Origin of the sequence: Kordiimonas sp. (genome assembly GCF_048260245.1) — a bacterium.
GTDB lineage: Bacteria > Pseudomonadota > Alphaproteobacteria > Sphingomonadales > Kordiimonadaceae > Kordiimonas.
Genome location: NZ_JBLXGZ010000056.1, coordinates 1 through 14,294, shown reverse-complemented (window position 1 = coordinate 14,294; position 14,294 = coordinate 1). Strand labels below are relative to the sequence as shown.

Annotated in this window: 13 protein-coding genes; 8 read left to right on the top strand and 5 right to left on the bottom strand. The window is 59.7% G+C overall.

Going from position 1 to position 14,294, the window contains the following annotated elements:
* Together ACN0VM_RS17490 and ACN0VM_RS17485 are read right to left on the bottom strand one after the other, a co-directional pair.
* On the bottom strand, positions 1–344 hold a 344-nt coding region (locus tag ACN0VM_RS17490; RefSeq protein ID WP_417452183.1), incomplete at its 3' end, for a carboxyl transferase domain-containing protein.
* Positions 345–346: 2 nt separating this feature from the next.
* The gene (locus tag ACN0VM_RS17485) at positions 347–1,234 is read right to left on the bottom strand and encodes an SDR family oxidoreductase (RefSeq protein WP_417452182.1); all 888 of its coding nucleotides are present in this window, start codon (positions 1,232–1,234) and stop codon (positions 347–349) included.
* Positions 1,235–1,388: 154 nt separating this feature from the next.
* On the opposite strand from ACN0VM_RS17485, the gene ACN0VM_RS17480 reads away from it, so the two are divergent.
* The gene (locus ACN0VM_RS17480; RefSeq protein ID WP_417452181.1) at positions 1,389–1,979 is read left to right on the top strand and encodes a TetR/AcrR family transcriptional regulator; all 591 of its coding nucleotides are present in this window, start codon (positions 1,389–1,391) and stop codon (positions 1,977–1,979) included.
* Between the two features lie 3 nt (positions 1,980–1,982).
* Here ACN0VM_RS17480 and ACN0VM_RS17475 read toward each other — a convergent pair whose 3' ends face one another.
* The 3 genes from ACN0VM_RS17475 to ACN0VM_RS17465 are packed head-to-tail and all read right to left on the bottom strand — an operon-like array spanning position 1,983 to position 5,472.
* On the bottom strand, positions 1,983–2,738 hold the full coding sequence (locus ACN0VM_RS17475) for a sulfite exporter TauE/SafE family protein (RefSeq protein ID WP_417452180.1): 756 nt from the start codon (positions 2,736–2,738) through the stop codon (positions 1,983–1,985).
* Between the two features lie 6 nt (positions 2,739–2,744).
* The gene (locus ACN0VM_RS17470; protein ID WP_417452179.1) at positions 2,745–4,526 is read right to left on the bottom strand and encodes an N-acyl-D-amino-acid deacylase family protein; all 1,782 of its coding nucleotides are present in this window, start codon (positions 4,524–4,526) and stop codon (positions 2,745–2,747) included.
* A complete protein-coding gene (locus ACN0VM_RS17465) occupies positions 4,516–5,472 on the bottom strand; it encodes a bile acid:sodium symporter family protein (RefSeq protein ID WP_417452178.1) in 957 nt (318 codons plus the stop codon). The genes ACN0VM_RS17470 and ACN0VM_RS17465 overlap by 11 nt, the downstream gene beginning before the upstream one ends.
* 117 nt (positions 5,473–5,589) lie before the next feature.
* Here ACN0VM_RS17465 and ACN0VM_RS17460 point away from each other — a divergent pair, with 117 nt between their 5' ends.
* From ACN0VM_RS17460 to ACN0VM_RS17430, 7 genes are all read left to right on the top strand, one after another.
* A complete protein-coding gene (locus tag ACN0VM_RS17460) occupies positions 5,590–6,579 on the top strand; it encodes an AraC family transcriptional regulator ligand-binding domain-containing protein (RefSeq protein ID WP_417452177.1) in 990 nt (329 codons plus the stop codon).
* Positions 6,580–6,654: 75 nt separating this feature from the next.
* Positions 6,655–8,073 (top strand): amidohydrolase family protein, encoded by a 1,419-nt coding sequence (locus ACN0VM_RS17455; RefSeq protein ID WP_417452176.1) that lies wholly within the window; start codon positions 6,655–6,657, stop codon positions 8,071–8,073.
* 50 nt (positions 8,074–8,123) lie between these two features.
* Entirely contained in the window at positions 8,124–8,639 is a 516-nt protein-coding gene (locus tag ACN0VM_RS17450) for an NAD(P)H-dependent oxidoreductase subunit E (protein WP_417452175.1), read from the top strand.
* The gene (locus tag ACN0VM_RS17445) at positions 8,636–10,162 is read left to right on the top strand and encodes a formate dehydrogenase beta subunit (RefSeq protein WP_417452174.1); all 1,527 of its coding nucleotides are present in this window, start codon (positions 8,636–8,638) and stop codon (positions 10,160–10,162) included. Before ACN0VM_RS17450 ends, ACN0VM_RS17445 begins: the two co-directional genes overlap by 4 nt.
* Entirely contained in the window at positions 10,159–12,999 is a 2,841-nt protein-coding gene (gene fdhF / locus ACN0VM_RS17440; protein ID WP_417452173.1) for a formate dehydrogenase subunit alpha, read from the top strand. The genes ACN0VM_RS17445 and fdhF overlap by 4 nt, the downstream gene beginning before the upstream one ends.
* 115 nt (positions 13,000–13,114) lie before the next feature.
* Positions 13,115–13,930: a formate dehydrogenase accessory sulfurtransferase FdhD gene (gene fdhD / locus ACN0VM_RS17435; protein ID WP_417452172.1), complete on the top strand. Its 816-nt coding sequence runs from the start codon at positions 13,115–13,117 to the stop codon at positions 13,928–13,930.
* A 129-nt stretch (positions 13,931–14,059) separates the two neighbouring features.
* On the top strand, positions 14,060–14,294 hold a 235-nt coding region (locus tag ACN0VM_RS17430; protein ID WP_417452171.1), incomplete at its 3' end, for a DUF2188 domain-containing protein.

The following is a 14,294-nucleotide window of genomic DNA, read 5'->3' as shown; positions in this document are numbered from 1 at the left end:
CCCTTGACCGCACTGTTGGAGACAATAACCATGCAGCGCTTGCCGGAGACATAGCCGATACCGGCGATCGAGCCACCGGCGCCGGAGCCATCCTTGTCATCATACATGAGGTAGCCTGAAAGGGCGGACAGTTCCAGAAACGGCGTGCCGGGGTCCAGCAGCAGCGCGAGGCGTTCCTTCGGTAGCAACTTGCCGCGTTTGTCAAACAGCGGGCGGGCCTTCTCCTGCGCGGCAGACTTCAGGCTTTCAATACGCTTGATCTCATCCAGTTGCGCCTGCATGGCGGCGGCGTTCTGGGCGAAGGTATCGGACGCTGTATCGATCCGGCTTTCGATGACCGGCATGTTCAGCCCCCTTTTCGCAAGGCTTTGGGCGGTGTGTAGCGGTGGAAGCCCTGATAGCTTTCGCTGTTTTCAGCGCCTTGAGGCGGGAAGAGCGGGCTAAAGAGGCTGCCGCCGCCATCGACCCTGATGCTGGCGCCAGAGATGAAGTTGGCCCCGTCTGACAGCAGGAACACGATGACAGATGCGATCTCGGCTTCCGTTGCGATGCGCCCGAGCGGCACCATATTCTTGAGCTGCGGCAGCATGGCCTGCACGCCGGGGTCTTCATAGGTATCAAAGCCCGAGCTTGCCACCCAGCCGGGGGCGACCGCGTTGGTGCGAATGCCAAAGCGGCCCCATTCAACGGCAGCAGTTTTGCTGAGGTTATCGCACGCGGCGCGCGCGGCGCCTGAGTGCCCCATGGTGGGCATGCCGCCCCAGAAATCGGCGGTGATATTCACAATCGCGCCGCCGGTATCTTTCATGCTTTGGGTGACCACCTCGCGCGAGACGTTGAACGCGCCGACCACATTGGTGCGCAAGACGGTCTCAAACCCCTTGGTGGAAATAGCTTCAAGCGGGGAGGGATATTGCCCGCCCGCATTGTTGACAAGCCCGGTGATGGGTCCGCCATCGGCGACCAGTTCAGATATTGCTTTTTTTACGGCGTCTTCATCGCGGATATCAAACGCCTTGTAGGTGCATTTGCCGCCGTCGTCGGTGATCTCCTGCACAACTGTTTTCAGCTTGTCTTCGCCGCGCCCAGTGATGATGACATCAGCGCCAAGGCTGGCAAGCTCATGCGCCGTACAGCGCCCGATACCGCTGCCGCCTCCCGTCACAATGATGCGTTTACCTGTGAACAGTCCCGGCCTGAACACCGAGAGATAACCCGCCGCTGCGTCTTTCATACCTATTGCCCACTCCCTTCCCAAAGCGTGGTTGGCCAAAAGTGTGCTTGGCCTGCACCTTACCAATTTAATCCGTCCCATTAGCATAAAAACAAGCAAGCGCTTGGTTGTCAAATAAAACAAATAGGATTATGGTCGCGCCATGGACGATGTGATGAAAAAGCAGGCGGGGGCAGAGGCCGTGATCAGCCCGGCGAAGGCGCGGATTGTGGCAAAAGCCGTTGATCTGTTTTACGAAAAGGGCTTTGAGCGCACGACAGTACGCGACATTGCGGCGGCGGCGGGTATTCTGTCGGGCAGCCTATTTCATCACTTCGAAAACAAGCAGGAGATCCTCTATACCGCGATGGCGATGACGACTCGCGGCATGGGGGAGCGTGCCGAAGCCGCCGTTGCCGGCATCTATGACCCGGAGGAGCAGTTCCGGGCGCTTGTGCTGTGTGAGCTTAGTTCCATTCACCGGGAGGATGGTCACGCCGCCTATGTGCTGGTGGATGAATGGCGAAGCCTTGATGAAGCCTCGCGCGAAAAGGTGCTGTCGCTACGCGACGGATCTTACGAGAAATGCTGGTTGCGCGCGCTTGAGGGCTGTGCGGCCAAAGGGTTGCTGACATCGCCCCCCAAGGTGGCGCGTCAACTGGTTCGTGGTGCGCTGGCCTGGACACGAAACTGGTACAGGCCAGACGGCGACCTCACGCTTAAGGGGCTTGCGGATGAAGTCGCAAACAGTTTTCTGAAACGCTAGGGCCTAGGGCAGAAGCGCGGCGGCTGCCACGCTCATGCCGATGGCAAAAAGCGCGGCAATGGCAACCTTGCGGTAGGCAGCGCTGCCGTGTTTTTCAAACAGCCACGCCCCCGTTTTGTCGCCAATAAGCATGGCGGGAAAGGCAATCGCGGTCAGTAGCAGTTCGCGCGATGTGATGATGCCCTCAAGCGAATAGGTCACGGTGGCAAAGCTGGCCGACAGCAGGAAAAAACCCATCAGGAATGCACGCCCCACACGGGGGTCTTCAAACACAGCCATTGAATAGATGATCACCGGTGGGCCGGGGATGGCGAGTGCGCCATTCATCAGCCCTGACGCCAGCCCGGCACCCGCGCCCGTGATGCCGCCTTCACGGTGGGGTGCGGGTTTGAACTTGGCGAGCAGGAGGCACGCCGTCATCACCGTGACGCCGATCAAAAGCCGGAAGGTATCGGGGCTGAAGAGCAGCAGCAGATAGGTGCCGCCCACGGTGCCAAGGGCCGACAGCACAATCATCGGCCCCATGCTGCGGTAGGGGATATCACGCCGGTAGGACTGGAATGTCTGGACGGAAATGACAAGCGTCAGCATCACGATCATGCTGGCCGCTGTTGTCGGCGCGAGGAACAGGCTCAGCACTGGTAGGGCCGCCAGCGCAAAGCCGAAACCAGTGAAGGAGCGCAAGGCGGCAGCGACCATGATGGCGGCGGCCATGCCAAAGATGGCCCAGCCGCCGATGCCGGAAAGGATCGTTTCCATAAAAACTTACGCTGCTTCTTGCGCCGCGTTGCTGCCAAGCCGAACAAGGCGGCCGGGTTTTGCGCCGGTCAGTTCGTCATTTTCGACCACAAGCTCGCCGTCCACTATGGTGGCGATATAGCCGCTGGCTTCCTGCAACAGACGCTGGCCGCCTGCGGGCAGGTCCTTCACCATATGCGGGGCGTGCAGGCGCAAGTCTTTGTGGTTGATGACATTGATGTTGGCTTTCATGCCAACCTTGAGCCGCCCGCGGTCAGTGAAGCCGACATAATCCGCAAGGTCAGCGGTCAGCATCTTCACCGCGCGCTTTAGCTCAATGCGCTCGCCCTTCACCCGGTCCCGCGTCCAGTAGGACAAGAGGTAGGTGGGGAAGCTGGCGTCACATACCGTGCCGACATGCGCGCCGCCGTCCGACAGGCCCATCAGCGACTGCGGATGGTTCATCATGGTGTAGACGGCTTCATAATTGAGGTTGGTATAGTTATAGATAGGGAAATACAGGAACTCGTGTCCGTCTTTCTCCAGCAGGATGTCATAGATTTTATCCAGCGGTTTGACGCTGTCCGCTTCCGCCATCTTATAGACCGATTGATCCACGCCCTGTTCATAATCCGGGTTCTCGCCCAGTTTGAACATCTTGCACGAAATAAAGTCGATCTGCTGCAACAGGATATCGGCAAGCGGCGGGATGGCTGTGCCGTCACCGGCCACTTTCTCGGAGCTTTCGGAAAGCAGTTGTTCCTTGAACGCCGGGTCTTTCATTTTCGCCACACGCTCTTCCAAAGGCAGGTGGCTGATTTTTTTGTAGCTTGGGAAGCCAATGAAGGGATGGAAGGTACACTGAAGCCCGAGGATCACGCCAATACCGCGCGGCGCGACTTGCAGGCGCATGTTGATGCCCTTCGCAGATGCTTGTTCCGCGCGGGCCATGATGTCCTGCCACTGTTTTGGGGCAAAGTCGCGTTGCATCAGTGACAGCGAGAAGGGACGTCCGCCGGATGCGCTGGCAAAGTCTTCCAGCAGGCCAAATTCGCGGTCGAAGGCGGTTGGGTCACCGCGCTCGAGGTCAAAATCATTCACCGCTTGCAGTACACCGTGCCCGAGGCCCTTAAAAGCTTCGGCAATGCCCATCAGTTCTTCGCGCGTGGCCTCACTGGCCGGGGTCCATTCACCGTCTGCCGTGCGGTGCACGTCGGAGCGTCCGGTCGAGAAACCAACAGCCCCGGCTTCCAGTGCGGCGCGGGTCAACTCCCGCATTCTGGCAATGTCGTCGTCTGTGGCGGGTTCGCCTGATACCGCCCGTTCGCCCATCACGTAGACGCGCAGGGGGTCATGCACCACTTGGGCGGCGAAATCGATGGTGTGGGGGAAGTCGATGGCGTCCATATAATCGCCGAAGCTTTCCCAGTTCCATGTCAGCCCTTCGGCAAGCGCGGTGCCGGGGATGTCTTCCACCCCTTCCATCAGGCGTACGAGGCGGGTGTGGTCGCTTTCGTGTACTGGCGCGAAGCCGACACCGCAACTGCCCATCACGGCAGTGGTGACGCCGTGGTTGACGCTGGGTTGCAGGTCCGCGTCCCATGATACCTGGCCGTCATAGTGGGTATGCAGGTCGATAAACCCCGGCGTCACGATCGCGCCTGTGGCGTCGATGATGCGCTCCGCGTCGCTGCCAAGCGCGCCAATGGCGGCGATTACACCGTCCTTGACCGCCACGTCAGCGCTGATACCGTCCGCGCCCGTGCCGTCATAAACGGTGCCGCCTTTGATGATGAGGTCATAAGCCATTGGTATCCTCCTGAAAGCTAAGGGGTTGCGGGGCTGGGCGGGCACCAAACAGCCGGTACAGGCCGGTAACGGCAAAGCCGCCAACAAAGTGCCACACACCCCATGTTGCGATGATAAGAAGGCCGGAGCCAAGCCCGCCAAACTGGCTGAGCATGATAAGAAGGCCGAGGCCGGAATTCTGGATGCCAATCTCAAACACCAGCGCGCGCCGGGGAGCGGCTTTCCTGAGCGCAAGCCGCCCGACCACAGCACCCAGCATGAAGGCCAGTGCGTTATGCAGCACCACATAAGGCAGGATCACGCTGCCAAAATCGCGGAGCAGATCGGCGTTGGTGTATAGCCCAACCGCCACGAGGACCACGATGATCAGCACTGCAATGGGCAGGCACACGCGCTGTGCCTTTGCCGCGAAACGGGGCCGTGTGTGGGCAAGGTAAATACCGGTGGACAAGGGCACCAGAAGCGTGATGCTGGTGTTGATGATAAAGGCCACCCGGTCCAGTTCGATGGCGTCTACCAGTTCCCGTGTCGGGCCGTAAAGCCCGGTCCAGAACAAGATGGCAAAGGGCAGGAACGCGGTGGAGAAAATGCTGGAACAGGTCGTGAGCGTAACGGAATAGGCTGTATCACCGTGGCTGAGCCGCGTAAACAGGTTGGAGACGTTACCTCCGGGGCAGCAGGCCACGATCAGCATACCGAGCGCAATGCCCGGCATCGGCTTGAAAACCAGCAGGATGGCAAGGGTCAGCAGCGGCAGGCCAAGCACCTGCGCGGCAAAGCCGGTTGCCACGCTGCGTTTGTGGCTGCGCAGAAAGGCAAAGTCATCTGTCTTCAGCCCCAGCGCCACGCTGAACATGGTGAAGGCCAGCGAGATGGCAAGGCCAAGCTGTGTGCTTGGCTCCATTGTCACGACGGCGCTATTGATTTCGGCGAGACTGGCGATCACGCCCTCCTTCCCTAAACTTCCCTCCCACAGGAAAGCTTAATCTACTTGACGAATGCCGCCAATGGAATGACAGTCGGCGTCTAAAAATTGATATTTTACGCCAAGAGATGGCACCTGATGACCGAAACCGTTTTAGCCCGATACCTCGCGAGCCTCGCCCAGACCATGGAGCGAGACTATGCTGTGCCGCGCGAAAAACTTTTTGCTGAAGCCGATGTCAGCCTCGTGGACGGCGTCGAGCGCATCCCCGAGCAGGACGCCGAAGCGCTATGGGCGGCGGCGGACCGGCTGGCGGGTGACGGCCTTCTAGGTGTCCGTGTGGGTAAAAGTGTGCGCTACGGCACCTATGCCACCCTTGGCCATATGCTTGTCACCAGCGAAACGGTGGGTGAGGCGCTCAGGGAAGCATGCGATTATGCGCTTTATGTCGGGGCGGCGGGCCGGTTTGAACTGACGGAAGACTGCGGGGAATACCGGCTGGTATACGCGCCTGTGCGGCCTGACTGGCAGGCGGCCGAGGTGCGCTCTGAGGCTGTGTTGCTGCCCTTTGTCCGCTTTGCCCGCTGGGCCTCACCGGGGGTGGCGCCGGTACGTGTGCATCTGATGCGGCCACTGCCCGACAACCCGGCGGTTTTTGAGGAAGCCTTTGGTGCCCCGGTGGTGTTTGGCGCGCCCGAACACGCAGTGGTGTGGCCAAGGGATGCCATGCACCAGCCGATGAATGATGCAAACCCCGCGCTGCATGCCATGCTAAAGCAGCATGTGCAGGCCGAGATGCCGGGTGAAGGCAGTGTGTCGGCGCGCGTTAAGGCCTATGTTGGCAAGCAGTTGGACGCGCAATCCGGCGGTCTCACGGCCCGTGACGCCGCAGCCGCGCTTTCCCTGTCGCTGCGCAGCCTGCAACGGGAACTGGCCTGCGAAGGCGCAAGTTTTCGTGATATATTGGCCGATGTGCGCCGGGAAAAGGCGCGGCTATTGTTGCTGGCCGACGGCTTGAGCGTGCAGGAGACCTCGGCCCGGCTTGGTTATTCGGAACCCGCAGCATTCGTGCGCGCCTTTCGCCGCTGGTATGGCAGCGCACCGGCCGAATATGCCCGCAATCAATAAAGCCTCTAGCATCCACCCCTCGAACGGTTTTATGGTCGGCTAAATGTACCGAATGAAAACGGAAGGGACGTCACAGTGACGCTGAAACAAATCTGGCAAGCTGCCATGCTATGTGTGGCTATGGTGTCATTTGAAGGATATGCGATGGCTGAAGGTAAAACGGCAGTCGATATGGTGGTGCATGGCCGCTATGTGGTGACGATGGACGGCGCGCAGGACGTGATTGAAAACGGCGCTGTGGCGGTGAAGGACGGTGCGATTGTCGCCGTCGGCACCGACGCGGATATCGCAAGCGCCTATGACGCAGCGGAGAGCATCAGCGGCGAAAACCGCGTGTTGATGCCGGGTTTTGTGAACGGCCACACCCACACCGCCATGGTGTTGTTTCGTGGTATGGCCGATGACTTGGCATTGATGACATGGCTGCAGGAATATATCTTCCCGATGGAAGGCCGCTATGTGGACCCGGCTTTTATCGAGGTCGGCTCAGAGCTAGCCTGCTGGGAGATGATTCAGGGCGGCACCACCAGCTTTGTCGATATGTATTTCTATCCCGAGGTGATTGCGGGCGTGGTGGACCGGTGCGGTCTGCGCGCTGTCATCGCGGCACCGATGATCGATTTCCCGAGCCCCGGTTTCAAGGGCTGGGATGACAGCTTTGCGGCTGGTGTGAAATTCGTTGAGGACTGGCAGGGCAAACATGCCCGCATTACCCCCGCGCTCGCACCCCACGCGCCGTATACCGTGTCAAAGGAACACCTAGCGCAGGTGGCGGCGAAGGCGAAGGAGCTTGGCGCGCCAATCTCGATCCATATCGCCGAAGACAAGGCGGAGCTGAAAACCGTGGGCGATAAATACGGCATCACGTCGGTGGAGCTAATGCAGGAAGTTGGCATGACGGATGTCACCACCGTGGCCGCCCACGTGGTGTGGCCCACTGAAAGCGACATGAAAACGCTGGCGGCATCGAAGGTCGGTGCAATCCATAACCCCACCTCGAACCTCAAGACTGCGGCGGGCATTGCGCCCATCCCGGCCATGCTGGCCGCTGGTGTGAAAGTTGGCCTTGGTACCGACGGCGCGGCTTCGAACAATGACCTTGATATGTGGGAAGAACTGCGGCTCGCGGCGCTGTTGCACAAGGGTGCGGGCGGCGATCCGACTGTGGTGCCCGCGCGTGCGGCACTGAATATGGCGACAAAAGGCGGTGCCGAAGCCGTGGGCCTTGGTGAGGTGACCGGCAGCCTTGAGGCAGGCAAACGCGCCGATATGATACAGGTCTCGCTCGACAGCCTGCGCCTGAGCCCGCTTTATGATGTCATGTCCCAGCTTGTGTATGCGGCTGGTGCGCGCGATGTGGTGACCACCATTGTGGACGGTAAGGTGCTGATGGCGGACGGTAAGGTGCTGACGGTGGATAAGGACGCCCTGCGCGCCAAGGTGAAGGCGGTGGCAGACAAGATCCGCGCTGACCTCGACGCCAAAAAACAATAATACAGGTGGCGGGTACCGTTGCCCGCCGCACGACACAATAACAAGCATAAGTGACACCCGGATCACGGGTGCGGGAAGGGCTTGAAGTGACTGACGCCAAGGCGCAGAATGTAGGCGCTATGGATGCGCTTATCGAAAAATATGCGGGTGTACAGGGCGGCCTGATGCGTGCGCTTCTCGCGCTGCAGGAGGCTGATGGCTATATCGATGCCAGCGCGCTGCCGAAGCTCGCCGCCGCCTTTAACCTGACGAAGGCCGAGGTCAAGGGTGTCATCAGCTTTTATGATGATTTTGTCCGCGCGCCGAAGGGCGAGCATTTGTTGCGCCTTTGCCAGGCGGAAGCCTGCCAGGCTGTTGGCGCACGCGAGTTGACACAACATGCGTGTGAAAGAGCCGATGTTGCCATGGGGGATACCCGCATGGATGGCCGCATCACCATTGAACCGGTCTATTGCCTTGGCCTATGTGCAAACGGCCCCGCAGCGATGGTGGACGGCAAGCTGAAGGCAGCGGTGGGTGAAGCCGATATCGACGCTCTTCTGGATGCATGGGAGCAAGAGGCATGACCCGTATCTTTATCCCGCTCGACAGTGTCGCGGTCGCCCTTGGTGCCGATGAAGTTGCTGAAAAGCTCAAAGCTCAAGATGGTGTGGAGGTTGTCCGCAATGGCAGCCGTGGCATGCTGTGGTTGGAGCCGCTTGTGGAAGTGGAAACCGCCAAGGGCCGTATCGCCTATGGCCCGGTAACGGGAGCCGATGTGGGCAGTTTGCTGGCTGCCGGTTTCCTCGAGGGTGCGGACCATGCGCTTTGCCTTGGCCTGACAGAAGAGATCGACTTTCTTAAAAAACAGGAACGCCTGACCTTCGCGCGCTGCGGTGTGACGGACCCGCTTTGCCTCAAGGATTACAAGGCCCATGGCGGCCTCTCCGGCCTCCGTAAGGCGCTTGCCTTGGAACCGCAGGATATTGCGGAAGAGGTCATGACCTCAGGCCTGCGGGGTCGCGGTGGCGCTGCCTTCCCGGCCGGTATCAAATGGAAAACCGTTCTGGGGGCAACCGCCACGCAAAAATACATCGTCTGCAACGCGGATGAGGGCGACAGCGGCACCTTCGCTGACCGGATGATCATGGAAGGCGACCCGTTTTTGCTGATTGAAGGCATGATTATCGCCGGGCTGGGCACGGGCGCGAGCAAGGGTTTTGTCTACCTGCGCAGCGAATATCCGGTGGCGAAAGCGGTGTTCTCAGAAGCGCTTGAGAATGCATATGCCGGCGGGCTTCTGGGCGACAATATCCTTGGCTCCGGCAAAGCATTTGATCTTGAGCTGTTCATGGGGGCAGGGGCTTATATTTGTGGCGAGGAAACCTCGCTGCTGGATAGCCTTGAAGGCAAACGAGGGCAGGTGCGCGCCAAGCCACCGCTACCGGCGCTTGAAGGCCTCAATGGCAAGCCGACGCTTGTGCATAACGTTATTTCGCTCTGTGCCGTGCCGACAATCCTCGCCGAAGGTGGTGCGTTCTATAAGGACTACGGCATGGGGCGGTCTACCGGCACGATGCCGTTCCAGCTTGCGGGGAACATCAAACATGGCGGGCTTGTTGAAAAGGCCTTCGGTGTCAGTTTGCGGGAACTGGTGGAAGGTTTTGGTGGTGGCACGCGTTCAGGGCGCGCGATCAAGACGGCGCAGGTGGGCGGGCCGCTGGGGGCCTATATCCCTCCCGCCCTTATGGACACGCCGATGGACTATGAAAGCTTCGCTAAAATTGGCGCAGGTGTGGGTCATGGTGGTATAGTGCTTTATGACGACACGGCTGACATGGCGGCGCAGGCCAAATATGCCTTCGATTTTTGCGCCCATGAAAGCTGCGGCAAATGCACGCCGTGCCGAATTGGTGCGGTGCGCGGCTCGGAAGTGATGGCAAAGGTCATTACGGGCACCGACGTGCACGGGAACCTTGAACTGATTGATGACCTCTGTGAGGTCATGACGGACGGGTCGCTGTGTGCCATGGGCGGCATGACCCCGATCCCGGTGATGAGTGCGATAAAGCATTTCCCGGATGATTTCCTGAAGGGAGGCAAGGAATGACCCTTCTCAAAGAAACAGATTATGGCACGCCTGAGGTGATGTCGGGTGAGGCTGTCACGCTTGAGATTGACGGCCAAACCGTCACGGTGCCCAAGGGCACCAGCATCATGCGCGCGGCGAAAGAAGCCGGTATCGGCATCCCCAAACTGTGCGCGACCGATATGGTTGATGCGTTTGGTTCCTGCCGCATGTGCCTTGTGGAGATTGAAGGCCGCAAAGGCACGCCGTCGTCATGCACCGCGCTCGCGGCAGAGGGACTGGTGGTCAAAACCCAGACCAGCCGCCTCGCACGCCTGCGGCGCGGGGTGATGGAGCTTTATATCTCCGACCACCCGCTGGATTGCCTGACCTGCCCCACGAACGGAGACTGTGAGCTGCAGGACATGGCGGGTGCTGTGGGCCTTCGTGATGTGCGCTACGGCTACGCGGGCGAGAACCACCTTGATCTGGCAAAGGACGAAAGCACACCCTATTTCACCTATGACCCTTCAAAATGCATCGTCTGCTCCCGCTGCGTGCGGGCGTGTGATGAGGTGCAGGGCACCTTGGCGCTTACGATTGAGGGCAGGGGTTTTGGCTCCCGCGTGGCGACGGGTACGGATGACTTTTTCTCCAGCGAATGTGTCTCCTGCGGGGCCTGCGTACAGGCTTGCCCCACGGCGACCTTGTCGGAAACCGCGCTCATTGAGCACGGCGTGCCGGACCGCACGGTGCTGACCACCTGCGCCTATTGCGGTGTGGGTTGCGAGTTCAAGGCCGAACTGAAGGGTGATCAGGTTGTGCGCATGGTGCCGCACAAGGGCGGCAAGGCCAACCACGGGCATAGCTGCGTGAAAGGCCGCTTCGCGTGGGGCTACGCGACCCATAAGGACCGCATGACCAAGCCGATGATTCGCGAGCATGTCGATGAGCCGTGGCGCGAGGTCAGTTGGGACGAAGCGATTGGCTTCGCCGCCGATAAGCTTAAGAAAACGCAAGCGAAATACGGCCAAAAGTCCATTGGTGGGATCACGTCATCACGTTGCACGATTGAGGAGGTCTGGCTGGTGCAGAAGCTCATTCGCACCGCCTTCGGCAACAACAATGTGGATACCTGCGCGCGGGTTTGCCATTCGCCCACGGGTTATGGCCTCAAGCAGACCTTTGGCACCAGCGCAGGCACGCAAGACTTTGATTCTGTGGAAGATGCCGATGTTATCATGGTCATCGGTGCCAACCCGACGGATGCGCACCCGGTGTTCGCCTCCCAGATGAAACGGCGGCTGCGGCAGGGGGCGAAGCTTATTATCCTCGACCCGCGCCAGATCGATCTTGTGAAAACCCCGCATGTGAAGGCGGATTATCACCTGCCGCTGTTGCCTGGTACCAATGTGGCGCTGATTAATGCGCTCGCGCATGTGGTGGTCTCGGAAGGCCTGATTGATGAGGCATTTGTGCGTGAGCGCTGCGAAGTGGACGCGTTTGAAGATTGGAAAAACTTCATCCTCGACCCCGTCAACTCACCCGAAAACGTTGCCGAGATCGCGGGCGTGAGTGCGGAAGATATCCGTGGTGCGGCAAGACTTTACGCGACCGGTGGCAACGGTGCCATCTACTACGGCTTGGGCGTGACCGAGCATAGTCAGGGGTCGACCATGGTCATGGGTATGGCCAACCTTGTGATGGCAACCGGCAACATCGGCCGCCGCGGTGTGGGACTTAACCCCTTGCGCGGCCAGAACAATGTTCAGGGCTCGTGCGATATGGGCTCTTTCCCGCATGAATTCTCAGGTTACCGGCCGGTTTCGGACGATGCGGTGCGCGCGGAATTTGAAGCCGCGTGGGGCATGAGCCTTGACGGTGAGCCCGGTTTCCGCATCCCGAACATGTTTGATGAGGCAGTCAACGGCGGCTTCAAGGCCATCTATGTACAGGGTGAGGATATCGCGCAAAGCGACCCCAATACGCAGCATGTGGAGGCGGCGCTCAGGTCGATGGAATGTGTGATCGTGCAGGACCTTTTCCTCAATGAAACCGCGCGTTTCGCACATGTTTTTCTGCCCGGCACCAGCTTCCTTGAGAAAGACGGAACCTTCATTAATGCCGAGCGCAGGCTCGGGCGGGTGCGGCCGGTGATGAAGTCCAAAACCGGGCTGGATGAATGGCAGGTGACGGCGCGGCTTTCGGAAGCGATGGGCTGCCCGATGGTGTACCGAAACGCCAGCGACATCATGGATGAAATCGCCGCGCTGACCCCCACATTCAAGGGGGTGTCGTTTGACCGACTTGACCGTGAAGGCAGCGTGCAGTGGCCGTGTAATGACGCGGCGCCTGCGGGCACACCCATCATGCATGTTGACGGTTTCGTGCGCGGTAAGGGATTGTTTATCCTAACGGAATATGTGCCGACTACCGAGAAAACCAACCGCAAATTCCCGCTGATTTTGACCACAGGCCGCATCCTCAGCCAGTATAATGTGGGCGCGCAAACAAGGCGGACGGACAACAACCGCTGGATGGAAGAAGACCTGCTGGAAATTCACGAAAGTGACGCTGAGGTGCGCGGCATTCATGACGGTGACTGGGTCGCCGTACGTTCCCGCAAGGGGGAGACGACGTTGCGCGCCAATATCTCCGCCCGCATGGCGCCGGGCGTGGTCTATACCACCTTCCACCACCCGGAAACCGGCGCCAATGTCATCACCACCGAGAACTCTGACTGGGCGACGGAATGCCCGGAATACAAGGTGACAGCGGTGGAAGTGACGCCCGCAAACCACCGGTCAGACTGGCAGGAAAGCTATGCCCGCGAGACGCCAAAAATGCGGCGGGTCAAGGCCCCTGCGGCGGCGGAATAGGCTGTGTTTTCAGTGTGCAGCATATGTGCAGGGGTTTTGCTGACGAAAAGCCCGGTTTTGTGCCAAATTTGCGCCAGAACGGCGCAGAATGTGCGCAGCAAATGAGCAGTGTGCCGTGAGCGTGGATGACACGGAAAAACCGGCCAGCTTGTGGCAGCCCGATTTGGTGGTCGCCGTCACGCAGGGCGACATCTCGGCCCAGTGGCACGTGCCGGAGGAGGCACCGGTTGCCCTCATCTATAATGGCCTCACCTTCGCGGTGATGCTGGCCAGCCCCATGGACCTGACGGATTTTATCACGGGCTTTTCGCTGACGGAAGGCATCGTCGGTACGCCGGACGATATTCTGGGCGTGGAACAGCACGAGCGGCGGCAGGGCATCGACCTGCACATGACTATCAGCGCCAAGTGTTTTGAACGACTGAAATTACGGCAAAACCGGCGCAGTATGGAAGGACGCACGAGCTGTGGCCTGTGCGGGATCGACAGCGCGGAACGCCTGTTCGAGAGCCTGCCCAGGGTGGCCGAACACCGGAAAGTGCTGGACAGCAAAGTGGTGGCGAAGGCGGCGGCGGCGCTAGAGACGATGCAGCCGCTGAAGCAGCTCAACAAGTCGGTGCACGGGGCGGCCTTTGTTGCGGATGACGGCGCGGTGACGCTGGTGCGTGAGGATGTCGGGCGGCACAATGCGCTGGATAAACTTATTGGTGCCATGGCGCGCGAGGGCAGGGATACGCACGGGGCGGGCAGGGGCGCGGGCTTCGTGCTGGTGACCAGCCGGGCCTCGTTTGAAATGGTTGAAAAAGCGGCGCGGTCGGGCGCGCAGGCGTTGGTTGCGCTTTCGGCCCCCACCGGCTTTGCCATCAGGCGGGCGGCAGAGGCCAACATGACGCTGGCCAACTTCAGCCGGGGCGTGCTGACGGTTTTTTAAGATCTTGCATCCGCGATGAAATGATCATGATTTGTTCTTTTATTTGATCTCTTTTTGTTCTATACTTCTAACAAGTAGTAGGTTGTGTGAAAATCAGGCGTAGGGAGGGCGCCTAGCTGGAGAAAATCCATGAGTAAAGACAGAGACCGTATGGTCTATAAAGGTACTGATGGAGCTTGGCGCAATAAGCGTCATGATGCGTCCCGTGCGTCTAGCGTGCATACTACGCAAAAAGCAGCCGAAGCTGCGGCGCGTTCCATGCTTCAGAACCAAGGTGGGGGTGAATTGACCACCAAGGGTGTCAACGGGCGCATTCGCAGCAAAGATACAATCGCTCCGGGGAATGATCCTTTTCCTCCGCGAG